Below are 24,571 nucleotides of genomic sequence, written 5' to 3'. Positions count from 1 at the left end.
GACTACACCCGCCTCGCGTGCACCAGCAGGATGGAGGCCAGGGACGGCAGGCGGCAGGCGACCCGGTCCAGTCCGCGCAGCGGGCGTGGCACCCCGTGGAACGGCGCCCCGGCCACGGCGGTCACCTCGAAGCCCGACGCGGTCAGGAAGCCGCGCAGCGCCCGGGCGGTGTACAGCCGCAGATGGCCGACGACCTGGCTGCCGGGGCGGCCGTGGACGCCGCGCAGGCTCACCTCCGAGAACACCGGTTGCACCCCGGCGAGCAGCAGGCCGCGGTTGTACCAGGCCGCCAGATTGGGGGTGGACAGCAGCAGATGGCCACCGGGGCGCAGCACCCGGCGCAGCTCGTCCAGGGCCGCGTCCGGGTCGACGACATGCTCGATGACCTCGCTGAACAGCACCGCGTCCGCGCTGCGGGCCGCGAACGGCAGCCCGCCGTCGGTGAGTTCCCCGCGGACCACGGCCGGCAGCCGGGGCGCCGCGCGGCGCAGGGCGTCCTGCGACCAGTCGACACCGATGACGCGGTGCCCGCGCAGATACGGCAGGGCCACGGCCGCGGCCGTGCCGTCGCCGCACCCGATGTCCAGCACCGTTGCCGGGCGGCCGGCCCCCGCCGGGCCGAGGGCGCGGGCCAGCATCCGGGCCTGCCGACGGCTGCGTTCCGGGCCGGAGGCGACCGGCACGGCGGGGTCCTCGTAGAAGTCCCGCAGCCCGGGCGCGGTCGCGGTCGCGGTCGCGGACCAGGCGCGCGGAGACGGGACGGGACGGGCGGGGGACGACGCGGCGAAAGGGGTCGGGGCGGCACGGGATGAGGCAGGGCGGGACGAGGCGGAACGGGGCGGGGTGGAACGGGGCGGGGTGGAACGGGGTGAGGTGGTCACCGGCCCGGTGGTCGCGGGGCGGTCGCTCATGATCCGCCTCCGGGGGACGGGGACGGGGCCGGTGGTGGGGACGGGGGCGGGGGCGGTCCGGCCGCGGGACGCTGATCAGAGGCGGGCTCGGGCGCGCTGGCGGACAGCGACCGAGTGAAGATCTCCGCCAGCGCCGCGCCCGCCGCGTCGTCGAGCAGCGCGCGCGACCAGCGCAGCGTCAGGTGCAGCCGGCCCCCCGTGGAGGCGCAGGTGAAGGTGAGGCCGCGCGGCATCCGGGCTGGGGCGGAGAACCAGACCGCGTGGGCCCGGCCCGCGTCGCCGAAGTCCAGCGGGTACGCGATCCGTCCGATGTTGCTGAGCAGGACCGTCGACGTCCAGGGGGCCGCCGCCCGGCGTACGCCCCGGGTCAGCGCGGCGCGCAGGCCGACCGGCAGCACCGGGGCGGTGAGCAGGGTGCCGGCCGGCCCCAACTGCGCGGTGGGCCTTGCCTTCAGCGCCCGGGTCAGCTCGGCGGTGCGGTGCACCAGGCGGGCCACCGCCGCCGGGTCGGGGTGCTCGGCGGTCAGCAGCTCGGCGTCCGTCTGCTCCTGCCTGCCGAAACCCACCTCGACCAGCCGGGTGCCGTTGCCGATGGGCATCTCGGCCGCGCGCGGCCGGTCGTCGATCGGCATCGTGATCCGCACCGGTGCCGCCGGCCGGTCATGGAGACGGTTCCAGCGGGCCGCCGTCAGACAGGCGGCGACCAGCAACCGGTCGTTGACTGTCGGCCGGACCGCCGCCCCTTCCCCGGACCCCGTCCGGGCGGACCCCCGACCGGGGTGCGGCGGGCGGGCCGGGACCGGCAGGTCCAGCAGCAGCATCCCGTTGCCGGGTGTCCCCGGAGTGCGGGTGTCGGCGGCGATCCGGGTCGGCCGGGACCCGGAGCGGGACGCGCCGGACCCGGAGCGGGACGCGCCGGACCCGGAGCGGGACGCGCCGGACCCGGAGCGGGACGCGCCGGACCCGGAGCGGGACGCCCGCCGCGCCGGCCCGGGGCCGGACGCGGTGCGGGCGGGAGGCGGCGCCGGCGCCGGCGCGTTCTCCCGGCCGCTGTACAAGGTGGCCGCGGTGGCGAGGATCCGCAGACAGGACGGCCCGTCCAGGGCGGTGTGATTGATCGTCAGCAGCAGTACGCAGCCCGGCTCGTCCGGCGTGGTCACCTGCTCCAGCCGGATGGGCGGGGAGAGCTCCAGCGGCGGGCACCGGTCCAGCGCGCGGGCGCGCGCGGCGGCCAGGGCGTCGGCGGCGGGCGGCGGGAAGCTCACCGGGTCCAGGTCCGGTCCGTCGGTCAGCTCCCACTCGTACCGCCACCGCCACCAGTTGCTCGGCGCCTGACGCATCAGGATCCGCGGATGCCGCCGCAGCGCCTGGTGGAAGGCGTCACGCAGCCGGCCGGGCTCCGGGCGGCCGGGCAGATGGACCTCGATGTGTATGGTCTCCGGCTCCTGCTCCTGGTAGCAGTGCCGGGACACCTCGTCGACCGTGGGGAAGGGCACCCGCGGCAGCGGTCCGGCCGCCGCCGGGCTGCCCGGCCCGCCGGGATGGGCGGGCGGATGGGCCGGTCCGCTGGGGTGCGCGGCTCCGGGCCCGCCCGGTCGCGGCGACCCCGCACCGGGCACCGGGACCGGCGTGGGATCGTCGCCGCGGCCTTCGTCGAGGGTGGTCATCGGCCGTTGTCCTTCCCCGTGTCGTGCGGGTTCTGCTGCGCGTGCGGTTGCGGGTGGTGGTGGTGCGGGTGCGGGGGTCCGGCGGGCGCCCCGCCCCCGGCCAGCCCGCCCAGGCGGGGCTGCCCCGCGGCCCCGGGTGACCGCCCGCCACGGCGGGGTTGCCTGGTGGCCTCAGGAGTCCCACGTGCGCCTGCCAGTCCGACGGGCCCGGCTTGCCCGCCCGGCGCGGGATGCCCGCCGGGCCCCGGTGGCACTGTGCCCGTGCCGGGTTGCCCTGCGGCGGGCTGTCCGCCGGTGCCGGGCTGGGTACTTGACCGGGGACGTTCGCCTGTGCCCAGTTGCCCGCCCGGCGCGGGATGCCCGCCGGGCCCCGCCGGCTGTGTCCCCGTGCGGGGTTGCCCTGCGGCGTCAGGCGGTCCGGCGGTGCGGGAGCCGCCCGGGCCGGGGTGTCCGCCCGCGCCCGGCTTGCGGTGCGGGAGTGGGCTCGGGGCGTTCGGGGGTGGCCCGCCGAAGGGCGCCGGGCTGGCCGAGATGGTGCGCCCGGAGGCCACGCCGACGCCACCGGCGGCCGCACCGGCCCCGGCACCCGCCAGGTCGCCGTCCGGCCGCCCCTCCACGTCACCGTCCGGCGGCCCGGACGGGACCTCGCCCGGCCATCCGGCCGCGTGGCGGCCGGGGATGCGGGCCGGGACGGTGACGACGGCGGCGGCCAGGGCGATGACCGCCAGCAGCTGGGCCGCCGGGCTGAAGGCGCCGTCGTCCAGCCCCGCCGGGCGGCCCGCGCCGGTGGCGGCGACGATGCCCGCGGCGGCCATGGCTGCCAGCGCCGTCGGCGGCAGCAGCGCGGGGCGCCACCAGGCGACCAGGGCTAGCACCGGCACCGCGAGCGCCAGCGGACCGGCGACCACGACCAGCACCGCGGTCAGGGCGACCGTGCCGAGCACCCCGCCCGGCGGCGGGGGCACGGCCTGCCGCTCCTCCGGTGCCGGGGCGCCCGCATGACGCCGGATCAGGGCCAGCCCGAGCAGCAGCACCACACCCAGCGCGCCGCCGATCAGCCCCGCCTGGTAGGTCGTGGACGGCTGGTAGCTCAGGTGGACCGTGCCGCCGGCGCCGGCCGGGATCAGGAAGCCCTGCTGCCAGCCGTCGATCCGCAGCGGGGTGAGCCGGCGGCCGTCGAGGGTGGCGTGCCAGCCCTTGTTGTGGTTCCCGTAGGTCTGGAGGTAGACGGCCTGGCCCGCGCCGACCCGGACGGTGCGGTCGTCGCCGGACCAGTCGGTGGCCTTGACCGTGCGGCCCGCCGCGGCGGGCGCCGGGGCCGTCCCGCGTCGCAGGGTGACATCGGTCAGGACCAGCGGGCCCGTGTCGCCCGCCTCCACCCGGTGCCGTCCGGAGTCCAGGTCGAGGGTGCCGTCCTCGGCGTCGCCCGCGCACAGTTCGACCGTGACCGGCCTGCGCTCGGTCAGGTCCCGCACCCGCCCGGACGCCTTGGTGGCGTGCAGGGTGCCGTCCACCGCGAGCGGCGGGCCCTGGCCGCAGGGCAGCGCGAAGCGGGCCTTGGGGTCCGGCGGCGGGGTGCGCAGCTCGTCGAGCGCGGGGATGTACACCTCGCTGAGTCCGACCGGGAGTTGGAGGTCCCGCCCGGCCAGCGGATTGTGCAGCGCCAGCGGCGCGGTCTTGCTGATGGTGATGTCCAGCCGGTCGGTGGTGATCGGCTCGAACCTGGCCTGGCCGTTCTCGTCGACCCCGGCCGTCGCGGCGCCGTCCGGCGAGTTGATCACGACCTGTTCGGGCCGGGTGGAGATGCCGCCCGCCGCCGCGAACACGATCTCGTCGATCTCCTTCTTCTTCGGCCAGCGCAGATGCAGCACCGGGCGGTCCCCGGCGATCCACGCGGTGGTCAGGTCGCCGTCCACCAGGTTGCGGGAGCTCAGGCCGGCACCGGCCCGGCTGGTGGAGTCGGCTGTCACCGAGATCCGGGCGCGCCGCCCCGGCACCACCGCGTCCAGCAGCTCGTCCAGCTCTCGGCCGGGCACTGCCAGCGCCTGCGCCGAGAGCGCGTACTCGCCCGGGGAGGTGGTGCGGAACTGGCGGTGCAGCCCCACCTCGGCGGAGACCGGCGACAGGCCGCCCGGGTCGCTACCCCGGTGCAGCGAGAAGACCGTGGCCGGGGAGTCACCGCCCTGCGCGTCCGAGGGCAGCGCCAGCAACCGGGTGACCTGCACCCCGGGGACCGACACCTCCGAGAATCCGGCGCCGGACAGCCCGGGCCGCGGCTCCTGCGAGGCCACGATGGTGATCTTCAGCCACTTCGCGGGCCCGGCGGGGGCCCGCACCGACTGCGCGCCCCCGCCGGGCTGCAGCGGGCTGTCCACGCTGCCCTGCTCGGTCTGCACCCGGACGACGGTGGGCGCGGCCCGCAGCCCGTCGCCGGGCAGCGGCGTCAGCTGGAGGGAGGCGGGCATCGTCACGGTCTCGGTGAAGTCGGCGCGCAGCCACTGCCCGGCCGGGCGGCCCGCGCTGCCCTCGGCCCACGCGGTGTCCGGGTTCGCGTCGAAGGCGTTCACCGGGTCGTACTGCGGCAGATGGAACAGCCAGTTGCCGCTGCTGGAGGCCGTCACGCGGGCGGCGCCGCGCAGCACCGCCGTCGTCTGGTGGCCGGTCCCGGACACCGGCAGGATCTGCTTCGGTTCCGCGCCGGGGTGCTGCAGACTGCCGGAGTGGTTCCGCTCGTCCGCGGTGTAGGTGTACGAGGTGTTGGCGTTCACCAGGCCGAAGCGGGTGTCGGCACGGCGCAGACCGTCCGCGACGACCTGTAGCGGCGGGGTGTCGAGCCCGGGATGGGCGTCCCCGGTGAGCACGGTCGGGCGGTTCCGCAGCGAGGGGTCGGCCGACATCTGGAGTAATGCCTCCGGTCCGCCGCTGACCCGCGCGGTGGCCGCCACGGACCGGACCCCGACCGGCCCCGGCCGCGCGGTGCCCACCGGCCGGTAGATCTCCACCGCCTGCCGGCGCGGGAAGAGCCCTTGCACCTGCACCGGGGTGTCGTCGGGAATCCGGCCGCCGGTCAGCAGCGGACCGAAACCGGTGACCTTGCGGTAGCCGGACGCCTCCAGGGTGGCCGCCACCGTCTGCGGCGGCACATAGCCGAGCTGGTCGGGATCGAGGTCGTTGCGCACCACGACGTCATACAGACCGGCCCGGGTCAGGAAGTCCCGCAGCCCCGGCACCTCGGCCCCGGTCATCAGCGCCTGCTCCACCGCGTCCATCGCGCGGCGCGACCCCGGGGTGCCGAACGGCACGTAGTCGCGCTGCGCCCAGCGGGAGTCCGCGAGGACGTCGAGCGGCTGGTCGATCGGATCGCCCCAGGTGTACAGGCCGTGTGCGGTGGCCGGGACGACCAGGGCGCGGCTGCCCGCGGAAGTCTTCTCCAGCCAGTCCGCGGCCTGTTCCCAGTGCCCGGGGAGCTTCTTGAACGCCCCCGGCTGGAGCACCGTGCCGTTGAGATACGGCAGGGCCAGGCCGGGCAGCAGGAGCAGCGCGGCCAGCGCGGGCACCAGCCGCCCGGCCCCCGGGAGCCGCCCCAGGGCTGGTCCGCGACCGGGCTCCCGCCCGGCCGGGTTCGCGGGCGCGGGCCCGGCGCCCGGCGCGGGTGTCACGCGGGCGGCCGCCACCGCGGTCAGATGGGCGATGCCGAAGGCGAGGGCGAGCGCCAGCCCCGGCTGGAACTTGTAGATGTTCCGGAACGGCTTCAGCCAGCCGTTCAGCCACTCCTGCACGGTGCCGTGGAAGGGCGCGCCCAGCGCGCCCCCGTATCCGGCGAGCGTGATCAGCGTGACCGCCAGCACCGTCAGCAGCAGCCAGCGGCGCTCGGGCAGATCGCGCCGGGCCAGCCCGGCCAGGCCGAGCGCCGCCGCGCCCGCCGAGCCCAGCACGGCGAGGGTGTAGGTCGCGGCGGTCCAGCCGCCGGGCAGCCAGGCGTCGCCGAAGTGCAGATAGGCCACCCAGTTGCCGGCGCCGCGCAGCAGTTCGGTCGCCGACATGGTCGCGGTGGTGGTGTCGGCCTGCTCGACGTACGGCATGAAATCCTCGCCGTACACGCCCAGGAGCAGCAGCGGCACCACCCACCAGGCGGTGGCCAGCACCACGCCCGGCAGCCACCAGGCCAGCAGCGCCCGCCGCCGCTTCCCCGCCGGGCGGCTGAGCAGATACAGGCCCACCGGCAGCAGCGAGGCGAGTGTGGAGGCGGCGTTCACCCCGCCCATGAACGGGATCAGCAGCGCGGAGCGGGCGGCGGCCACCCGGGCGCTGGTGGCCGGGTCGGTCAGTGGCAGCAGCACCCAGGGCAGCAGCGCGCCGGGCAGTGCGGCCGCCGACGTGGAGCCCACCACGATGCTGAAGGTCGGCCACAGCGCGTACCCGGCGGCGGCGAGCAGCCGGGTGGCGGGCGAGCCGACGCGCAGCCGCTCGGCGAGACGCAGCGCGCCCCAGAAGGCGGTCGTCACCACGATCGACAGCCACAGCCGCTCGGCCAGCCACACCGGCAGGTGCAGCACGTCGGCCAGCGCGTAGTACGGCAGCATCGGGAAGGCGTAGCCGATGTACTGGTCCGCGATGCCGCCGAATCCGGCCCGGTCGTGCCACAGCCGGGTGAGGTCGCTCAGGAAGCCGAACGGGTCGAGCGCCACCCCCAGTTTGGTGTCGAAGGTCATCCGGCCGGGGGACGGGGCCAGGAAGGCCACCAGCACCAGGGCCCAGAAGCCGAACAGCCAGCGCCGCCCCCGGGGCCGTCCGGGATCCGGAGGCGGTGCCGCCGCGGCGGCGCTCGGTGCCGGAGGAGGGGAGTGGAGCACCTGGGTCATGACGACCGCCTCAGGATCAGCAGGAGGTTCCACGTGGCGACTTCACGCAGTCCGGGCACCCGGGTGACGGCCTCGGCGAGGAACGGCCAGTACCGGGAGCGGGCGCAGACCACGGACACGTCGTCGCGGTCGCGCACCTGCCGCAGCGTGGGCCCGATGTGGAGGGGGAAGAGGTTCTCGCCGACGGTGTGCTTGGGCCAGCGACCGGTACGCCGCCGGTAGCGCTGCCGCGCCCGGCGGGCGCCCACGTAGTGCCAGGGCGCGGTCTCATGGCCGCCCCAGGGCGAGAACCAGTTGGTGAACGAGACATAGATCAGCCCGCCGGGCCGGGTCACCCGCACCATCTCGCTCAGGAAGGTCTGCGGATCGGCCACATGCTCCAGGACGTTGGACGAGAAGCAGACGTCCGCGGCACCGTCCGCCAGCGGCAGCAGATAGCCGTCCGCGACGACCGCCCCGGCCGGCGCTCGGCCGCGCGCGCCCAACTCCCGGACATCGGGCTCGAAGAGATAGCTGTGCGCGCCGCGGCGCCGGAACTCCTCGGTGAAGTGGCCGCTGCCACCGCCGATGTCGACGACCACCCGGTCGCGCAGCGGCACATACCGCTCCACCTGCCGCACGGCGTCCCGTGCCAGCAGCCCGTAGCAGTGGTCCGGGTCGGTCTGCTCCCGCAGGAAGGCGCGGAACAGCGCCACCGACCGCCGCATCGATGGATCGCGCATGCCCTACCGCCCGGATCCCGGCCCCGGCGGGGACGCCGGAGCCACGGCGGCCGAACGCGGCGGCCCGGAGGCGGCGAACGCCTCGGCCGCCACCTCCCGGAAGCCCCGGACCGTGCTGCTCCAGCGGAAGCTCTCGGCGCGGCGGCGGGCCGCCGCCCCCAGCGCGTCCCGCCGCCCGGCACTGAGCGCCAGGGCGCACCAGGCGGCCGCGAAGGAGCTCTCGCCGCGCGTCAGCACGCCGGTGGCGCCGTCGGCGATGGAGTCCCGCAGGCCGGGGATGTCGAAGCCGATGGCCGGGGTGCCCCGGATCGCGGCCTCCATCACCACCAGCCCCCACCCCTCGACCAGCGAGGGGTGCAGCAGCAGCCAGGACGCGCACAGCAGGCGGTGCTTCTCCTCCTCGGACACATGCCCGGCGAAGGTGACCCCGGGCCCTGCCATCGCCTCCAGCCGGGCGCGCTCAGGCCCGTCGCCGACGATGACCAGCCGCCCGCGGGTGACCGGCCGGACCCGCTCCCACAGCCGGAGCAGCAGGTCGATCCGCTTGTACTCCACCAGCCGGCCCATGGCGACGAACAGCGGTTCGCGGGCCTTGGGCAGCAGACTTCCCGGCTCCGCCACGCCGTTGTGCACGATCCGGATCCGGTCCTGCGGTACGCCCAGCGCGCGCAGCGCCGCGGCGGTGGAGCCGGAGACCGCGACCATCAGGTTGCCGCGGTGCGTGCCGGCCAGTGCCCAGTGCTCCAGGCGTCTGCCGAGCCGTGCGGCGGGCGCGGGCAGCCGCTTCCCCCACAGGTCCGTGTGCACATGGTTGACCAGGCACAGGGTGGGCCCGCGGTGCCACAGCGGCGCCAGATACGGCATGCCGTTGCTGACCTCGACCAGCAGATCGCAGTCGCCGACCTGCCGGGCGAACGCGTGGCGCGCCCGCAGATAGTGATCGGCGTCGCCGCCCACCGACACCACGCGGTAGCCGCGGTGGGTGGCCGGTCCGCCGCACAGCAGCGTGACCTCGTGGCCGTGGGCGGTGAGCCCGTCGGCGATCCGGTCGATCAGTAGCTCGGAGCCGCCGGCGGCCGGGTTGCCCAGGTCGCGCCGGGCCAGGAAGACGATCCGGCGCGGCACCGGGGACGCCGGCCGTGCCGGTGGTGCCGCGGGCAGCGGGACGGGCGCCGCGGGGAGGTGCGAGGTGGCGGGGATCCGCGCGGTGGGCGCGGTGTGCGGGAGGGCGTGTGCGGGGGGTGAGGTCTTCACGTGCTGGGGCATGAGCGCTCCAACTCGTCTCAGGGGGAGGGAGAGCGGGGGGAGCGGACCGGGGGTGCGTGCGCTTGCTCGTGAGGTGTGCTCAAGTTTTCGCCGAAGCGTTCGACTCCGGCTACTCACCGGAGTGACAATTTCCGGGCCGCCCGTGAGGGGCGATTCATCACCCCCGCTCAGGGACGGGTCCGGCGCGGCCGACCGCGCACCAGCAGCAGGACTCCGGCCGCGGTGAGAAAACCGCCGGTCACAGCGGCGATCAGCGGCACGGTCCGGCCCACCAGCTCCAGCTGGTCGTTGTCATCCTTGGCCAGGTCCACCTGGGCGCGCTGGGTGGCCGCGGTGAACTCCAGGCCCCTGCCGTGCAGCAGCGTGACCCGGTCACCGCCCTTGCCTCCGGGGGCGCGCAGCGCCAGCCGGGGCGAGATGGCCGCGTTGATGATGCGGCCGGTGCGCTGGTCGGCGACGAGTTCGATCCGCTCGTTGGAGTACCACTCCTCGGCCTGCACCTGGCCCTGCCCGGCGCGGCCGACCAGCCGTCCGGGCACCTGCCGGGAGCCGACCTCGGTGGGCCGCACACTGCCGGTGAAGCGGTAGCCCCGGTGGCCCTGGACCTGCGCGGTCCCGGCGTACCGGAGCGGCACCGTCGCGCCCAGTGTGCTGTCCCACCAGCGGTACGTCCGCTTCTCCAGGTCGAAGGGGAACTTCAGGTAAGCCTCGCCCTGGAAGGGCCGCGGGGATTCGCCGCAGCAGTGCTCGGGCGCGTTGGTGCGCCGGTCGGTGACCCACCGCTCGGTGGTCCACTGAAAGGACTTGCGCGGATCCTTCAGCGGCAGGCTCCGGGGCGTGTCGATGGTCGTGGACACATCCCACACGGCCGTGTGCCGGTCACTGTCCCGCACATCGCCCAGCACATGGCGGGTGATGGTCAGCCGCTGGCCGGACCGCTCCCTGACCGCGTCGGTGTCGAAGTAGGTGCCCTGCCCGGTGAAGACCGTCGTGACATCGGTGTCGATGGGGGTGCGCTTGGCGCGCGGTTCGACGTACCAGGCCAGCATCGGCGCCAGGACCAGCAGGAATATGCCGAAACCGAAGATGATCAGATGCAGCGGAGATACCGAACGGCGCATGGCATGCACTCCGTCCCGTCGGGAGTCTCGGAATTCTCGGTGGGGGTGGCTGGGCCGTCTCTCCGAGACGGCCTGGTGGCCGTGGCGGGTGCGTGCCGACCGGCCCTACTGACGAGTTATCTGTTTGGGGCGGGACCGTAGGCAAAGGGTTGACTTAGTGTCAATGCCCCCCGCATCCTTACCGTGAATCCGGACCGGGCCGGTGCGTAGCCAGATGGAAGGGGCTAGACGCGCCATGCCCAGACTTCTCGTCGCGGCACTGACCGCGGTCCTCGCCGCCGGGCTCGCCGTGGCCGCCGCCGTCGGAATCGTCGCCCTGCTGAACGCCCCACCCGATCAGCCGAACGTCCCGCTGGTCACGTTCCCCACGGCCGGAACGGAACCGGGGGAGCGTTAGCCGTGGCTCCCCTGGGCTCGGCATGGTCCGGCGTCCCCGCGCGGCTCAAGCGGGCCTTCGCCGAGCAGTTCATCGCCGGGGTCCCCGCGCTGGCGGAGGACATCCTGCGCGAGATCCGCCGCGAGTACCCGAGGCTGCCGTCCACCCCCGACGAGCACGGCGAGCCGATGGCGCTGGTCGCCATCCGGGGCGCGCTGGAGCACTTCGTCGAGCAGATCACCTCGGACTCGGGCCGTCCCCGGGCGCATCCGCCCACCGTCTTCCAGCAGTTCGGCCGCGGTCAGGTCCAGCACGGCCGCAGCCTGGACTCGCTCCAGGGCATGTACCGGATGGGCGTGCGGCTGGCCTGGCGCCGGGTCGCCGAGATCGGCCAGCAGATGGAGATCCCGGCGCCCGCGATGTACGAGCTGGCCGAGACCGGCTTCGAGTATCTGGACGGCCTGGTCGCCGAGTCCATGCTCGGCTACGCCGAGGCCGCCGCCCGCGAGGCCGGGGAGCGGCTGCGGCTCCAGCGTCGCCTGCTGGAGGTGCTGCTCAGCGAGCCCCACCGGCAGGACCCGGACGCGCTCGCCGAGCGGGCCGCCCGGATCGGCTGGCCGCTGCCGGAGCGGGTCGCGGTGGCCGTGCTGCTGCGGCCCGCCCGGCTGGGTCCCGCCCAGGAGGCGCTGCCGCCGCCCGTCGTGGAGGGTGTCCTGCTGGACATGGAACGCGAACAGCCGCGCATGGTCGTACCCGAACCGGAAGCGCCCGGACAGCCGGAGCTGCTGCGCCGGGCGACCATGGGCTGGTCCGGTGCGCTCGGTCCGTCGGTGCCGCTCACGGACGCCGCCACCTCGCTGCGCTGGGCCACCGTCGCGGTCGGGCTGATGGAGCGCGGGCTGCTTCCCGGCAAGGAGTTGCTGGACTGCGCCGAACACACCGAGGCGCTGGTGCTGTTACCTCCCCAGGAGCTCATCGACGCCCTCGCCCGGCGGCGGCTGGCGCCGCTGGCCCAGTGCGGCCCCACCCACCGCCGGCACCTGGCGGAAACCCTGCTCGCCTGGCTGGAGACCCGTGGCGGAGCCCCGGAAGTGGCCGCCCTGCTCGGAGTGCACCCGCAGACGGTCCGCTACCGGCTGCGGCAGATCCGGGAGCTGTGGGGGGACGAGGTGACGGACCCGGACAGCCGGTTCGAGCTGGAGCTGGTGCTCCGTGCCCAGCGGCTGCGCGGCGGCTTCGGACCGGGGGTTGATCACTGATAGTCGGTGATGGCGATCCGCGCCTTGTAGGTCACGGCGCCACGGCCGCAGCCGCGATGGTCCGCCGGCGGGTAGAAGTTGATGTCCGGGCCGCCGAAGTGGCTGTCGCTGTGGTCCGGCACCCCGGCCCACACGTACTCGCCGGACTTGTGGCGCACGATCGACTTCACGTGATGCCGGTTGCCGAGCGGTGCGGGCAGCGGTGTCACGCGCAGCGTCCGCTTGTCCAGTGTGTACACGTGCCTGCTGTCGCTCAGCAGCAGCCGGTGCTTGTCGGTGTAGTCGGGCTGGAGGTCGTGGCCGTTGCCGCGGATCGTGATGGGCCGGCCCACCTGCTCCAGCCGGAGGTTCCGGAAGCTGCCGACGACCCTGTACCGCCGGATCTCCGTACGCCCGATGGCCCACAGCAACTGGTAGAGCGGGTCCCACAGCACCCCGTGCGCCTCCAGGAGCCGGTAGGACTTGATGTGCTCGAGCGAGCTGATGTGCCCGTTCTTCGGGCCGTAGAGGTGGAGGCTGCCGTTGGGCCGCGGCTCGCCCGGTCGGCGCCTGGTGCCCGCCCCGGCCACGATGACCGCGCCGCTGCCCCGCACCCGTTCGATGCTGTGCGGGTAGTTCTCGACCCGGGCCGACCACAGCAGCTTCCTGTCCCGCTTGCGGTAGATGCCGACCCGGCCCTTGGAGGGGCTGTCGCCCGCGGCGACGAGGACGACGTCCCCGTCGTTGGCCGTGCGCCGGTACCGCGCCTCCAGTACGTCGCCCCAGCCGGGCCTGAGTTCCCACTTCACGTGGGGAGCGGTGAAGGACGGCGCGGTCCGGTCGAACTCCATGACCCTGTCGTTGCCGCGGTCCACCCGGGTGACCACGACGCGGTACGGCGGCGGCGCGGCCCCCGCGGTACCGCTCGACAGCCCCGCCCCCGCCGGCACCGCCACCACGCCGACGATCCCGGCACGCAGCAGACTCCGCCTCTCCATATGTGTCCCCCTCCTGTACGGATTCCTGTGCCGAGGAGCCCTTGTGGCCCCGTCATGGAAGAGGGGCCGCGGCGACGGGCGGGTTGCCTCGCCGTTCATCGGACGTCACGGAGGATGCAGCCGACGGCGGGCTCTCGCCCACGCCGAGGGGGTGCCGCCAGGCCGGGTGCTGGTCACCGGGAAACACCGTGGGTGCGCTTCGGTGTCGGCGAGAGGGACCGGGACGGCCCTGAAATCAGCTCGCCCGTGCTCGTCTCGTCCGGTACGGTGCGGGATTGTTTTCACTGCTGGGAGCCCATGAGGTTCGCGTGTGGCCTCCCTGGCAGTTCCCGGACTGAGGGCAGGTTTCGTTATGGCATGTCGTATCAGTGAGCTCGTGCTCGGTTGCCGCGACCCTGAGGTGCTGGCGCGGTTCTGGTGCGAGGTTCTGGACTTCGTCGTGCTCGATCGCGAGGACGACGGCACGCTGGAGATCGGGCCGCGCGAAGGGTTCGGTGGTCCGCAGCCGACGATCATCCTCAGTTACAGGGATGAGCCGGAGAAGGGGAAGTCCCGGCTGCACATCGACGTCAACGCCACCGACCGCGATCAGGACGCCGAGCTCGAACGCCTTCTGAAGCTCGGTGCGCGCCCGGCCGACATCGGCCAGACAGGGGAGGAGCAGTGGCATGTCCTGGTCGACCCCGAAGGCAATGAGTTCTGCCTGCTCAAGGCCCGCCTCAACCCACTCTGATGCTCATCGGTCACGCCTCAGCACCAGGTGCCTGGGGTCCGCCGCGAAGTCCGGTGTGACGGGCGTGTCGTCATCGTGAAGTAAGTGAGGTCTCCGGTAGAGGGTTCATCGACCAAGAAGAACCTGAACACCGGAGACCTCGTGGCCACCCCAGCGGTGACGAGGCGGCCTGACCTGACCGATGAGCAGTGGGCGCGGCTGGAACCGCTGTTGCCTGTGCCCACTCGGCATCGCCTGCACCATTCCCGAACCAGCGGACCACCAACAACACCGCAAGTGCCGCGGCCGCCGAGGCGGTCGCCCTCCCAGCGGCGAGTTGCGGTTCGCGGCGGCCGACACCGCTCAGGCCCGTCGCAGGTGTGCGAGTGTCTCGGCCAGTTCCTCCCGGCTGGCGCGCGCAGCGGCTGCGGCGTCGCCGCGTTGCACGGCCTTGACCAACTCAGCGTGACGCTTGTCGCCGGGGTCGGGGTCCTGGGAGCGGAGGTCGAGCAGGTCGAGGAGGCCGATCAGGCCCTCCCGGAGTGCGGGGGTGAACTCGCCGAAGAGGTCGGTGAGTACGGGGTTGTGTGCGGCGGCGACGACCGCGGTGTGCAGGGCGATGTCCGCGTCGACGAAGGCGGCGTCGCCCCCCGAAGAGGCGGCGCGGCGGCCTTCCAGCGCCGCGTCGAGGGCGGCGATGTCGGCATCGGTGCGCCGTTCGGCTGCCAGCTGTGCGGCTTGCACCTCGATCAGCATGCGGACTTCGTAGATGTCGGACAGTGCTGCCCGGCGCAGCCGGGTGGGCCAGTCCTCCTCCGCCTCGGTGGCGAGGACGAAGACGCCCGCGCCCTGGCGGGGCTGGACGAGTCCGGCACCGGTGAGGGCCCGCAGGGCCTCGCGGATCGTGGAGCGGCCGACCCCGAGTGCTTGGGCGAGGGTGGTCTCGCCGGGCAGCTTCGTGCCGACCGGCCAGTGCCCTTCGACGATCTGCGTGCGCAGCTGCTCGGTGGCCTGTTCGACCAGGGGGCTGGGGCGGAGAGGGCCGAGGGGCATCGCGGGGTGGGCCTTTCAGAAGTCAGGTTGTCTGAGGAGCTGAGCTGTGACTAGTGTACTCGTCATGATCTTCTGCGGTCTCCTTCTCCTCGGCTGCCGCGGCGGGGCCTGAACGACCGGCACCCCGCCGCGGGGTGCCGTGCTGCCGGTCGACACCCGACCGAGCGAAGGAACTCAAAGCGAAGATGGCCACCACAGCCGGCACCGCCGACGCCCCCTTCTGGAACCCGCAGCGCCCCAGCGGGATGCCGTCCCACCGGTATCGCGCCGCGTACGACCGGGTCGAGCTTCCGCTGACCGACCGCCGCTGGCCCACCGCCCGCATCGACCAGGCCCCGCTCTGGGTCCCCGTCGACCTCCGTGACGGCAATCAGGCCCTGGCGGAACCGATGGGCACCTCGCGCAAGCGGCGCATGTTCGACCTGCTGGTCACCATGGGCTTCAAGGAGATCGAGGTCGCCTACCCCTCCGCGAGCCGCACGGACTTCGACTTCGTACGCCATCTGGCCACCTCCGGCGCCGTGCCGGACGATGTGACGATCGTGGTCTTCACCCCGGCCCGCCGCGACCTGATCGACCGCACCTTCGAGGCCATCGACGGCCTGCCCCGTACGGTGGTGCACCTCTATACCCCGACCGCACCCGTCTGGCGGGACGTCGTCCTCGACCGCGATCGCGACGAGGTGCGCGACCTGATACGGGAGGCCGCCACGCACATGGCTCGACTGGCCGACGCGCGGCCGGGGCAGGACATCCGCTTCGAGTTCTCCCCCGAGGTGTTCGTCCTCACCGAACCGGACTTCGTGCTGGAGATCTGCAACGGACTGACCGAGCTGTGGGACGCCTCCCCGGACCGGCCGGTGATCCACAACCTCCCCGCCACCGTCGAGATCGCCACCCCCAACGTCTACGCCGACCAGATCGAGTACGCCCACCGCCACCTGGCTCGGCGCGACAGCGTCATCCTCTCCGTACACCCGCACAACGACCGCGGCACCGGTGTCGCCTGCGCCGAACTCGCCGTCCTGGCCGGCGCCCAGCGCGTGGAGGGGTGCCTCTTCGGCAACGGCGAGCGGACGGGCAACGTCGACCTGGTCACCCTCGCACTCAATCTGCACGCCCAGGGCGTGGACCCGATGATCGACCTCTCGGACATCGACGCCGTGCGCGACACGGTGGAGCACTGCACCCGGCTGCCGGTCCACCCACGTCATCCGTACGGCGGCGAACTCGTCTACACCGCCTTCTCCGGCACCCACCAGGACGCCATCAGCAAGGGCCTCGCCCACCACGCCCGACGAGCCGCCGAGTTGGGAGTTCCGCCGTCCCAGGCTCCGTGGGAGGTGCCCTATCTGCCCATCGACCCGGCCGACGTGGGACGCTCCTACGAATCGGTCATCCGCGTGAACAGCCAGTCCGGCAAGGGCGGTATCGCCCACCTGCTCCAGGCCCACTACGGCCTGGACCTGCCGCGGCAGCTGCGCGCCGACTTCTCCCGTACGGTGCAGGCGGCCACAGACGACAGCGGTCGCGAGGCCACTCCGAAGGAGCTGTGGGAGCTCTTCCGTTCCACCTATCTGGAGCCCGGCCAGGACGGCCCCCTCACCCTGGCCTCCTGGAGTACGCAGCAGACCGCTCCCGGCGAGCACTGCTTCAGCGGCTGGCTGCAAGGTGCCGACGTGCGCGCCGGATGGTACGAGGGCACGGGCAACGGACAGCTCTCCGCCTTCGCGCGGGCACTTGAGGGAGCCGGGCTGCCGGTCGACATCCTCGACTACAGCCAGCACGCCACCACGACCGGCCCCGACAGCACCGCCATGGCCTACGTCCAATGCCGCACGGCCGACGGCACCACCCACTGGGGCGCGGGCCGCGACACCTCCGTACTGACCGCCTCGGTGCACGCCGTGCTGGCCGCCGTCAACCGGGGGCTGTGATGGCGCCGGCGCATGAAGTGCTCCGGGTCGCGGACGTGGACGTGGTCCGCGACGGCACTCCCATCCTGCGGGAGGTCTCCCTGACCGTACGACCCGGCGAACACTGGGCCCTGCTCGGCGCCAACGGCGCGGGCAAGAGCACCCTGCTGACCCTGCTGGGAGCCCTGGGCCACCCCACCCGCGGCACCGTCCAGGTACTCGGCCGCACCCTGGGCCGGGTCGACCTGCGCGAACTGCGCTCCGCGGTCGGCCACGTCGACCCGCGCCACCCGCTGCGCTCCCCGCTCCGCGTCCGCGACGTCGTCCTGACCGGCCTCACCAACAGCATCGAGCCGGTGCCCCGTTGGTCCCCCACTTCCGAACAGCTGGCACTCGCCGACCGCTTGATCGACACCCTCGGCATGACAGCCAAGGCCGACGCCCGCTGGCCCACCCTCTCCCAGGGCCAGCGCGGCCGCACCCTGATCGCCCGCGCGCTGATGCCCCGGCCGCAACTACTCCTGCTCGACGAACCCGCCACCGGCCTCGACCTGGCCGGCCGCGAACAACTCATCGACAGCCTCGACACCCTGCGAAAGGCCCATCCCACCCTCGCCACCGTCCTGGTGACCCATCACCTGGAAGAACTACCCCCGGGAACCACCCACGCCCTGCTACTGCGCGAGGGACGCACGCTCGCCCAGGGGCCCGTCGACTCCGTCCTCACCAGCGACCAGTTGAGCAGGTGCTTCGACCACTCGGTGCGGCTCAGCCGGACCGAAGGGCGCTGGACGGTGCGGACCAGACGCTGAGCGCACCCCTCCTCGCCTCCTCGGGCGGGACATCCCGCCCGAGGAGCGCTCACCGACCGCCTACGACCACTAACTTTTGGAATTGATCATCTGGTCGCGCCCGGGCGCCGGATGACCCAGCGCCGCCTGGGTCCCGGCGATGAGATCGTCGAGGTAGTCGCGGGCACCGCGCTGCCGCGTGAGCGCTGCGGCCTGTCCGGACCAGAGGTTGACGTATTCGGCCAGACCGCGTTCCGCGGCCGCTGTGCGCAGCGGGCGGGTGAGGGTGTACTGGAGCGGATAGGGTGCCAGTTCTCTCTCGTACTCCAGCGCCTCACGCGTGAAGCGGTTGGGAATGGCCCGCGCGAGCCGTCCCGAGAAGGCCCGGGTCAGTACGGTCGTATGTGCGTCGGGGCCGTGCAGCGCGGCCCGGTGGATGGCACTCGCGCCGGACTCCTCGGTGGCCAGGAAGCCGGTGCCGATCTGCACTCCGTCCGCCCCGAGAGTCAGCGCGGCGGCGATGCCCCGGCCGTCGGCGATGCCGCCGGCGGCCACGACGGGGATCGACACGGCCCGTGCGACCTGCGGGACGAGGGAGAAGGTCCCGACGAGCGACTCGTTCACGGGGCGCAGGAAGGAGCCGCGGTGCCCTCCCGCGTCGCTGCCGGAGGCGACGACGGCATCCATGCCCGCCGCCTCGATCGCCAGAGCCTCCTCGACGGTGGTCGCGGTGCCGACGGTCCGGATGTCCCGGCGCCGCGCCTCGTCGAGCACCCGGGCCTCGGGGATGCCCATCACAAAGCTGATCACCGGTGGCTCCGCCGCGAGCAGCGCGTCGATCTGTTCCGCGAAGCCGGGGGCGGGCGGTGGTTCCTCCAACTGGCTGGTCGGCAGTCCGAGTTCCTCGAACCAGGGGCGCAGCAGTGCGGTGTACCGGGCCATCCGGTCAGGGTCGGGCGGGGCCGCGGCCTCGTCAGGGTGCGGGACCCAGAGGTTGACCGCGAAGGGCCGGGTGGTGGCCTTCCGTAGATCGGCCACCAGCTCGCCGATCCCGTCCGGGGTGAGGATGTGTCCTCCGTACGAGCCGAGCCCGCCGCCCTGGGAGACGGCGGAGGCGAGTGCCACCGACGACAGCCCGCCGCCGAAAGGCCCCTGCACTATGGGGACGTCGATGCCCAGCAGTTCGACGAGCCGGCCGCGGGCCCAGGAGCGCTTCCCGTTGGTCATGACGGTCTTCCTTTCTTCAGGGCGTGGAGAGCCGCCGGGCGTTTGGGGGATTGAGGGCGTTCACGGCGCGAGGGCGAGCGCCGTACGGCCCGACACCTGCGCGAGCGCGGTCTTGGCGACCCGGCGCCCGAGGTGCTCGGCGGTCCGCAGATCCGCCCCGGACGGGGCATCGTCCCGACCGAGGTCGGAGGGCGACTGGGCCATCGCACCGAGGAAGCCGCCGAGGCGGTTGAGGTCCTCTGGGGTTCCGGTCGTGGAGTACTCACCGCCGGGCAGCAGGCCCAGCGAGACCCAGTTCATGCCGTGCTGCGCGGCGAAGAGCGCGAGGGAGACCAGGACATTCAGTTTGTCGCCGTTGACGCCGGCGGAGTTGGTGAACCCTGCGGCGAGCTTTCCGGCCCAGCCCTGCTTCATCCAGACCGGGGCGCTGGCCTCGGCGAAAGCCTGGAAGACGGCGGACTGGCTGCCCATGTAGGTCGGCGTGCCGAAGACGATCGCGTCGGCGGCGGCCAGCATCTCCCACAGTCGGTCGTTCACGACAGACACGTCGCACAGCTCGGATTGCGCTCCGGGCACCGACGCGGCCCCGGCGGCGACCGCATGAGCCTGGCGGGCGGTGTGGCCGTAACCGCTGTGGAAGGCAACGGCGACCGTGATGTTCTTGGACATGGCGAAGTCCTCGCAGGTCAGGTAGTCGGCGGAATATCCCGCCGCTCGAAACGAGGGTAGACGACCGGTCAACTAATAACCACCCTCTTAGTTGACCGCCCGTATACTCATCGGCATGGGACGGACGAGCACGGCGCGGGAACGATTGCTGGACGCAGCGTGCAGCCTGATGCTGAGCCGCGGCTACGGCGCGATCGGCGTCGCCGAGATCTGCGCTCGCGCGGACGTGAAGAAGGGCAGCTTCTACCACTTCTTCGAGTCCAAGCAGGCCCTGACGATGGAGGCGATCAACGCCCACTGGGCGGCTCAGCGCCCCGGCTGGGTGACGACCCTGGGCGGCGACGGGCCCGCGGAGGACCGGCTGGAACGGCTCTTCCTGGACCAGGCCGCCGCCCAGCGCACGGCGAAAACGGAGGGTGGCGCGGTCAACGGCTGCCTCTTCGGCAATCTGGCGCTGGAGCTGAGCACGCAGGACGCGGTCGTTCAGACCCGCCTGGCAGAGATCTTCGACGAGCAGATCACCCTGGTCCACGCCGCGCTGACGGATGCCGCGGAACAGGGCACGATCCCCGCCCCGGCCGCGACCCGCACCACCGCCCGCGCGGTACTCGCCCAACTGGAGGGCATGGTCATGTTCGCGAAGCTGACGAACGACCCCTCCGTACTGGACGGGCTGTGGGCGCAGACCTCCCGACTGCTGCAGAGCTGACGAGCTCGTGCGTGGTCGGCCTTAGCGTGTCGCCGACGTGATCGTTGAGTCTGGCGTGGTGGGGAACGCTGCGCGTGTCGGCAACCAGCGGATCACGGGGAGTTCCACCGGGGCGATCACCCTTCGCCCGTCTGCCGTCCCTCCGCCAGGTCCCGTACCGCCCGCTCCAGCCGCGTCTGCCGGGTCTGCGGCGTCGCGGCCTGGAGGAGCGGGAGCATCACGAGGTAGCGGGCGGTCCGGTCGAGCGCGTCGAACGCCGCACGCGCCGCCGGGTGTGCGGCAAGCGCCGTCGCAAGGTCGTCAGGGACAGCGGCTGTCGCTTGCGATGCGTACGCGCGGTCCCAGCGGCCGTCCTCCTGGGCCCGTTGGACCTCGGCGAGGCCGGGCCCTCGCATCCGGCCCGCCGCCGCCAGCACCGCGACCTTCTCGACATTCACCCGCGACCACAGGCTCCTCGGCCGCCGCGGCCCGTACTTCTGCAGGTAATACCGCTCGTCCAAGCCCCGACGCTGCCCGGAGATCCACCCCCAGCACAGCCCCACGTCGACCAGCTCGTCATCCGTGACCGACGCGATCCCCGACGCCTTCTTCGCAACCTTGACCCACACACCCTCGCGGCGAGTGTGATGCTCAGCCAACCAACCCTCAAAAGCCACCGCATCCGCGAACGCGACGACCTCCACCCCGTTGAACTCCTCCATGCCAGCCAGGCTAACCCAGCCACGCCCGCTGAACCTTCCCGGCTGACGGGCTGCCCTCGACCGCCCGCTCCGGCACCACGTCGGTGGCGGTCGGCGCGTACCGCATCTGACACACAGAGCGGGCGACCGAAGACTGCGGGGTCAGTTCATGAACCTGACCGAGGAGATCTGGTCGTTGAAGTTGCCGTTGGCGTCCTTGAAGTCGATGGACTCCCCGGGGACGAGGGTTACCGGTGCCCCCTCGTAGTCGTAGTGCGGGTACAACCGCACGATGCGCCCAGTGTCGTTGTAGACCGTGCTGGTGATGTCGTTGAAGTTGTAGTCGTCGAGGTGAGCGATGTCCTTGTACGTCGACAGCACTCGTGCGTCGTGGGTGTCCTTGTTGAAGTCCCAGTTCTCGTAGAGGCAGAGCTCGTCCACAGGGCAGACTTCGATCCCCGAGCCGCGCTGGATGTCCGCCGCGTACGCAGAGGTGCTGGCCGCCCCGGCGAGTACAGCGGCGCAGAGGGCGAGCGTCACACGCTTCATCACTTTCGATCCTCCTGTCGAAGGGCTCCCGGCTGTCTCAACGACCCCGCCGACGAGGTTCGCCGTTGGCGTCGTATCCGGCTTCTTAGATCTATCCACCTGGCCTCGGCGGCTGGTTGATCGTCACTCGGGTCCCAGTGGCACCCCGAAGCTCACCATCCAACCCGTGCCGTCAGTCCGGTGCTCCTTCATGCCCGACCCTGGTGCGGGGACGAAGGCGGCGCCCCGGCCGCAAAAGCATCGCCGCTCAGCTGTTCGGGAGAACCCTGGTGCGCAGGAGATCTGGCTCATTAACACCGCCGTCGCCGGACGGTGACCATCGGACCTGGAATTCCCCCGGCGTTGAACAAGATTTTCACTGAGCGCATTTGTTACGCGTCAGTTTGTAATCCCTGGAGATGGCCTTCAGTTCACCCGAAGCCGTACGTGACGCGGTGAATGCAGACAGGAGGTGTTCGCGCGATCTCCCACACCGGCAGGGTGTTAGGAATTCTCCCATTTCGCGGTGAGGTCGGAGGCATAAAAGCGACTTGTCCTCGGGTGAGTTGAGTGCGGTTCCGTAGGGGCCCAATAGGGGGCACAGTACGAACGAACTTGTGATTATCCTGTGAACCCGGTGTCCGTACTGGTCGAGTTGCCGCACGGCTATCCCCCCACATGCAGAGAGGTCGCTGCCCTGCACCCTGTTGCCCGTGCGCCCCGTCCGCACCGCATCCGACGCCGCGCCGACATGCCCCTACTCGGAGGCGTCCGCCCACCGATCGCCGCACTGCTCTGCGCCCTGCTGGCAGTTGCCGCGCTGACCGCACTCGGTCTCGGCACCGTTCACGAACAGGATGTCCCCCAGGCCGTTCGCGACGCGGAACGCCGGATCGCCGAGGATGCCGCCGACTCGGTCGGGACCTCCATCAACGCAAGAGCCGCGGCAGTGCGCCGCTCCGCGGCTTCGAACACGCCCGCCGGCAGCGGAACTCCGGCGGCGTTACTGCGGTCCCTGGTCCCGACCGGGCACCCCGCGCGGGGCGTTGTGCTGCTCGACCCGCGCACTGGCAGGTCCCTGGCGGCCAGCGGTGAAACGGTTCCGCTGACCGGGGTGGACGCGGCGGCTCTGGTGCGGACCGGTGCCGCGAACATCGCACCCCGGTTGGCCCCTTCAGGGAACGCCGAACCGCGGCTGTTGCTCTTCGCCCGGGTGTCCGTCCCGGCTCCGGGCCGCAAGCAGGACGGGAATCGTGACCAGGCAGGGGACCTGACGAGGAAACGGGAAGCTGTCTCACGCGAACTCCTTCTGGTCGTCTCGGAAAAGGTCGACGCCCCAGAGGTGTACGGGCGCGGGCGAACCGGTCAACTGGTGGGCCGTAACGGAAAGGTGCTTGCCACCACCGCCGCCACCGGCGCGGCCCTCGCCGCGCCCCACACCGAGCACCGCACCCTGCCCGCCGCCGCGAACGCCGGCCCGCACGCCGGCGACACCTCGGGCAGCGCGCTCGGCGACGGTCACGACGGGCTGCGCAGGATCACGGGGTGGGCATCGGTCGCCGCGGCGGACGGCAAGGACGACGCCTCCGGCCTGGGGCTGACGATCCTCACGGTCAGGGATGTGGCCCCGGCGCAGAAGGCGGCCGACCACACATGGTTCGCCATCGTGGCCGCGGGCGCGCTGGTGGTGATCGCCGTGCTGGTCACCCGGGTGCTGTTGGGCACCGTGCAGCGTCCGCTGCTGCGGCTGCACCTGTCCGCTGCCCGGCTGGCCAGGGGTGCCTGCGATCTGCCTGAGGCACGGGAGGAGCTGGCGCGGCCGGTGCCGGTCGCCGCGTTCGGTGAGCCGGCCAGGGCCGGCCGGGCGCTGGAGTCGATTCGCCGCCAACTGCTCGGCGAGACGGGACCGGAGCCTGCGCGCCCGGTGCGGCGCAGCCCCGGTATCCGGACCGCGGTCCTCGTCTGCGCACTCGTGATCGCCGCGTGGGGGGCGCCGCTGCTGTTCCTGCTCAACCGCGTACCGGCCGGCAAGGCCGTACCGTCAGTCGCCGTCGCCGACCAGCAGGCACGCACCGAGGCCTCCGCTGACCGTGTGCGACGGTCCCTCGACCGGAGCCGCACCGACCTCGCGGCCGTGGCCGCAGCCGTCTCCGGTGTGCCACGGGAGCGGGCGACGGAAGTTCTGCGGCGCGAACGCGCTGCCCACCCCGCGTACCGGTCGCTGTACGTGCTGGACCGCACCGGTGCCATCGTGCTGCGGGTGGGCAAGCAGCCGCTGCGCACCCTCGCCCATGCGCCAACCGGCGGCGGAATCACCCAGGTCAGCACGTCGGGCAAGATCCCCGCGATAGCCGCCTACGCCCAGATCCCGGCGGCCAAGAACGTCAAGGACGCCAAGCACCTCGAGAACGCCAAGCACGCCAAGAACGTCAAGGACGCTCACGACGCCGTCCCGGCTGTCGTCGTCGCCGAGATCCGCGTCAAAACACTGAACACCCTGGCTGCGCGGCAGGGGCTCGGCAGCGTGTGGCTGACCGACGAGCGCCACAGGGTGCTCGCGGCGAGCGGGGACTTCGAAGCCTTCCAGCCTCTTCCCAGCCGGGGCCTCACCCGCCTGGTGGCCAAGACCGAGGCAGCGCCTGGCGGCGCGGGCAGCCCGGCATCGGCCGTACTCCACGCGGGGGCCGTGCCGGGCGAGGGCCCATCGGTCGCAGCCGCCGCGTCACTGGCCCGGACGGGGCCCGCCGCCGGACTCGGCTGGCGGGTGGTCTCCGCCCGGCCTGTCGCAGCGCTGAAGCTGACGGCATATCAGATTCAGGCGCGCACCATGCTGGCCGGGCTGCTCGCCCTGTCCCTGGGCGCCGCCTGCCTGAGCTGGCTGCACATCGTGGTGGTCAGGCCGCTGCGCGACCTCACCAGGTACGCGGAGCGGCTGGCCGGCGGTGACCGTCGCACTGTGCTGTACCCGGTCCACCACGACGAGTGCGGCTCGGTCACGCGCAGTCTGGAACTGCTCCGGCAGGCGCTGGTGGAGCGGGACCGCGGCGGCGGAGCCCCCCTGGCCGCCGCCCCCGCCCAGTCGTTCCAGAGCGGCGGAACGCCGCAGCAGCGAAGGACCAACTGAC

19 protein-coding genes are annotated in these 24,571 nt (G+C 72.8%); 7 read left to right on the top strand and 12 right to left on the bottom strand.

What is annotated here, in order from left to right; translation table 11 throughout:
- Positions 1-2: 2 nt before the first annotated feature.
- The 6 genes from ACQUSR_RS28655 to ACQUSR_RS28630 form a co-directional block, all read right to left on the bottom strand.
- A complete protein-coding gene (locus ACQUSR_RS28655) occupies positions 3-911 on the bottom strand; it encodes a class I SAM-dependent methyltransferase (protein WP_431045491.1) in 909 nt (302 codons plus the stop codon).
- The gene (locus tag ACQUSR_RS28650; RefSeq protein WP_431045490.1) at positions 908-2,578 is read right to left on the bottom strand and encodes a condensation protein; all 1,671 of its coding nucleotides are present in this window, start codon (positions 2,576-2,578) and stop codon (positions 908-910) included. The genes ACQUSR_RS28655 and ACQUSR_RS28650 overlap by 4 nt, the downstream gene beginning before the upstream one ends.
- Positions 2,575-7,440 carry an alpha-(1->3)-arabinofuranosyltransferase domain-containing protein gene (locus ACQUSR_RS28645; RefSeq protein ID WP_431045489.1) on the bottom strand — a complete coding sequence of 1,622 codons (4,866 nt, stop codon included), beginning with the start codon at positions 7,438-7,440 and terminating at the stop codon, positions 2,575-2,577. Before ACQUSR_RS28645 ends, ACQUSR_RS28650 begins: the two co-directional genes overlap by 4 nt.
- A complete protein-coding gene (locus ACQUSR_RS28640; RefSeq protein WP_431045488.1) occupies positions 7,437-8,162 on the bottom strand; it encodes a class I SAM-dependent methyltransferase in 726 nt (241 codons plus the stop codon). Before ACQUSR_RS28640 ends, ACQUSR_RS28645 begins: the two co-directional genes overlap by 4 nt.
- Before the next feature lie 3 nt (positions 8,163-8,165).
- Positions 8,166-9,428: a glycosyltransferase family 4 protein gene (locus tag ACQUSR_RS28635; protein ID WP_431045487.1), complete on the bottom strand. Its 1,263-nt coding sequence runs from the start codon at positions 9,426-9,428 to the stop codon at positions 8,166-8,168.
- Positions 9,429-9,595: 167 nt separating this feature from the next.
- Positions 9,596-10,549 carry a DUF3068 domain-containing protein gene (locus tag ACQUSR_RS28630; RefSeq protein ID WP_431045486.1) on the bottom strand — a complete coding sequence of 318 codons (954 nt, stop codon included), beginning with the start codon at positions 10,547-10,549 and terminating at the stop codon, positions 9,596-9,598.
- A gap of 235 nt (positions 10,550-10,784) precedes the next feature.
- Here ACQUSR_RS28630 and ACQUSR_RS28625 point away from each other — a divergent pair, with 235 nt between their 5' ends.
- Positions 10,785-10,946, top strand: a complete 162-nt coding sequence (locus tag ACQUSR_RS28625; RefSeq protein WP_431045485.1) for a hypothetical protein — start codon at positions 10,785-10,787, stop codon at positions 10,944-10,946.
- A gap of 2 nt (positions 10,947-10,948) precedes the next feature.
- Entirely contained in the window at positions 10,949-12,184 is a 1,236-nt protein-coding gene (locus ACQUSR_RS28620) for a helix-turn-helix domain-containing protein (protein ID WP_431045484.1), read from the top strand.
- On the opposite strand, the gene ACQUSR_RS28615 is transcribed toward ACQUSR_RS28620, so the two are convergent.
- A complete protein-coding gene (locus ACQUSR_RS28615; protein WP_431045483.1) occupies positions 12,178-13,161 on the bottom strand; it encodes a hypothetical protein in 984 nt (327 codons plus the stop codon). The two genes, ACQUSR_RS28620 and ACQUSR_RS28615, sit on opposite strands and share 7 nt — an antisense overlap.
- Positions 13,162-13,513: 352 nt before the next feature.
- Between ACQUSR_RS28615 and ACQUSR_RS28610 the strand changes: the two genes are divergently transcribed.
- Positions 13,514-13,894 carry a VOC family protein gene (locus tag ACQUSR_RS28610; RefSeq protein WP_431045482.1) on the top strand — a complete coding sequence of 127 codons (381 nt, stop codon included), beginning with the start codon at positions 13,514-13,516 and terminating at the stop codon, positions 13,892-13,894.
- A gap of 342 nt (positions 13,895-14,236) precedes the next feature.
- On the opposite strand, the gene ACQUSR_RS28605 is transcribed toward ACQUSR_RS28610, so the two are convergent.
- The gene (locus ACQUSR_RS28605; RefSeq protein WP_431045481.1) at positions 14,237-14,926 is read right to left on the bottom strand and encodes a FadR/GntR family transcriptional regulator; all 690 of its coding nucleotides are present in this window, start codon (positions 14,924-14,926) and stop codon (positions 14,237-14,239) included.
- Positions 14,927-15,111: 185 nt separating this feature from the next.
- Between ACQUSR_RS28605 and leuA the strand changes: the two genes are divergently transcribed.
- Both leuA and ACQUSR_RS28595 read left to right on the top strand, forming a co-directional pair.
- Positions 15,112-16,863, top strand: coding sequence for a 2-isopropylmalate synthase (gene leuA / locus ACQUSR_RS28600; RefSeq protein WP_431045480.1), 1,752 nt, complete (start codon positions 15,112-15,114; stop codon positions 16,861-16,863).
- Complete coding sequence (locus ACQUSR_RS28595; RefSeq protein WP_431045479.1) at positions 16,863-17,654, top strand: ABC transporter ATP-binding protein; 792 nt, start codon at positions 16,863-16,865, stop codon at positions 17,652-17,654. Before leuA ends, ACQUSR_RS28595 begins: the two co-directional genes overlap by 1 nt.
- Positions 17,655-17,723: 69 nt before the next feature.
- On the opposite strand, the gene ACQUSR_RS28590 is transcribed toward ACQUSR_RS28595, so the two are convergent.
- Together ACQUSR_RS28590 and ACQUSR_RS28585 are read right to left on the bottom strand one after the other, a co-directional pair.
- Entirely contained in the window at positions 17,724-18,860 is a 1,137-nt protein-coding gene (locus tag ACQUSR_RS28590) for an NAD(P)H-dependent flavin oxidoreductase (RefSeq protein ID WP_431045478.1), read from the bottom strand.
- Positions 18,861-18,920: 60 nt separating this feature from the next.
- Entirely contained in the window at positions 18,921-19,529 is a 609-nt protein-coding gene (locus ACQUSR_RS28585) for a flavodoxin family protein (protein ID WP_431045477.1), read from the bottom strand.
- A gap of 115 nt (positions 19,530-19,644) precedes the next feature.
- Between ACQUSR_RS28585 and ACQUSR_RS28580 the strand changes: the two genes are divergently transcribed.
- Entirely contained in the window at positions 19,645-20,238 is a 594-nt protein-coding gene (locus tag ACQUSR_RS28580) for a TetR/AcrR family transcriptional regulator (protein ID WP_431045476.1), read from the top strand.
- A 116-nt stretch (positions 20,239-20,354) separates the two neighbouring features.
- Here ACQUSR_RS28580 and ACQUSR_RS28575 read toward each other — a convergent pair whose 3' ends face one another.
- A complete protein-coding gene (locus tag ACQUSR_RS28575; RefSeq protein ID WP_431045475.1) occupies positions 20,355-20,939 on the bottom strand; it encodes a YdeI/OmpD-associated family protein in 585 nt (194 codons plus the stop codon).
- A 141-nt stretch (positions 20,940-21,080) separates the two neighbouring features.
- Positions 21,081-21,467 carry a peptidase inhibitor family I36 protein gene (locus ACQUSR_RS28570; protein WP_431045474.1) on the bottom strand — a complete coding sequence of 129 codons (387 nt, stop codon included), beginning with the start codon at positions 21,465-21,467 and terminating at the stop codon, positions 21,081-21,083.
- A 730-nt stretch (positions 21,468-22,197) separates the two neighbouring features.
- Here ACQUSR_RS28570 and ACQUSR_RS28565 point away from each other — a divergent pair.
- Entirely contained in the window at positions 22,198-24,570 is a 2,373-nt protein-coding gene (locus tag ACQUSR_RS28565) for a HAMP domain-containing protein (protein WP_431045473.1), read from the top strand.
- Position 24,571: the final 1 nt, after the last annotated feature.

This window comes from Streptomyces sp. P1-3, assembly GCF_050613155.1.
GTDB lineage: Bacteria > Actinomycetota > Actinomycetes > Streptomycetales > Streptomycetaceae > Streptomyces.
This window is presented reverse-complemented; position numbering and strand designations above follow the sequence as displayed.

Coding starts and splice junctions, on each gene's coding strand:
- ACQUSR_RS28655 (WP_431045491.1), bottom strand. CDS start 911: ATGAGCGACCGCCCCGCGACCACCGGGCCGGTGACCACCTCACCCCGT.
- ACQUSR_RS28650 (WP_431045490.1), bottom strand. CDS start 2,578: ATGACCACCCTCGACGAAGGCCGCGGCGACGATCCCACGCCGGTCCCG.
- ACQUSR_RS28645 (WP_431045489.1), bottom strand. CDS start 7,440: ATGACCCAGGTGCTCCACTCCCCTCCTCCGGCACCGAGCGCCGCCGCG.
- ACQUSR_RS28640 (WP_431045488.1), bottom strand. CDS start 8,162: ATGCGCGATCCATCGATGCGGCGGTCGGTGGCGCTGTTCCGCGCCTTC.
- ACQUSR_RS28635 (WP_431045487.1), bottom strand. CDS start 9,428: ATGCCCCAGCACGTGAAGACCTCACCCCCCGCACACGCCCTCCCGCAC.
- ACQUSR_RS28630 (WP_431045486.1), bottom strand. CDS start 10,549: ATGCGCCGTTCGGTATCTCCGCTGCATCTGATCATCTTCGGTTTCGGC.
- ACQUSR_RS28625 (WP_431045485.1), top strand. CDS start 10,785: ATGCCCAGACTTCTCGTCGCGGCACTGACCGCGGTCCTCGCCGCCGGG.
- ACQUSR_RS28615 (WP_431045483.1), bottom strand. CDS start 13,161: ATGGAGAGGCGGAGTCTGCTGCGTGCCGGGATCGTCGGCGTGGTGGCG.
- ACQUSR_RS28610 (WP_431045482.1), top strand. CDS start 13,514: ATGGCATGTCGTATCAGTGAGCTCGTGCTCGGTTGCCGCGACCCTGAG.
- ACQUSR_RS28605 (WP_431045481.1), bottom strand. CDS start 14,926: ATGCCCCTCGGCCCTCTCCGCCCCAGCCCCCTGGTCGAACAGGCCACC.
- leuA (WP_431045480.1), top strand. CDS start 15,112: ATGGCCACCACAGCCGGCACCGCCGACGCCCCCTTCTGGAACCCGCAG.
- ACQUSR_RS28595 (WP_431045479.1), top strand. CDS start 16,863: ATGGCGCCGGCGCATGAAGTGCTCCGGGTCGCGGACGTGGACGTGGTC.
- ACQUSR_RS28590 (WP_431045478.1), bottom strand. CDS start 18,860: ATGACCAACGGGAAGCGCTCCTGGGCCCGCGGCCGGCTCGTCGAACTG.
- ACQUSR_RS28585 (WP_431045477.1), bottom strand. CDS start 19,529: ATGTCCAAGAACATCACGGTCGCCGTTGCCTTCCACAGCGGTTACGGC.
- ACQUSR_RS28580 (WP_431045476.1), top strand. CDS start 19,645: ATGGGACGGACGAGCACGGCGCGGGAACGATTGCTGGACGCAGCGTGC.
- ACQUSR_RS28575 (WP_431045475.1), bottom strand. CDS start 20,939: ATGGAGGAGTTCAACGGGGTGGAGGTCGTCGCGTTCGCGGATGCGGTG.
- ACQUSR_RS28570 (WP_431045474.1), bottom strand. CDS start 21,467: ATGAAGCGTGTGACGCTCGCCCTCTGCGCCGCTGTACTCGCCGGGGCG.
- ACQUSR_RS28565 (WP_431045473.1), top strand. CDS start 22,198: ATGCCCCTACTCGGAGGCGTCCGCCCACCGATCGCCGCACTGCTCTGC.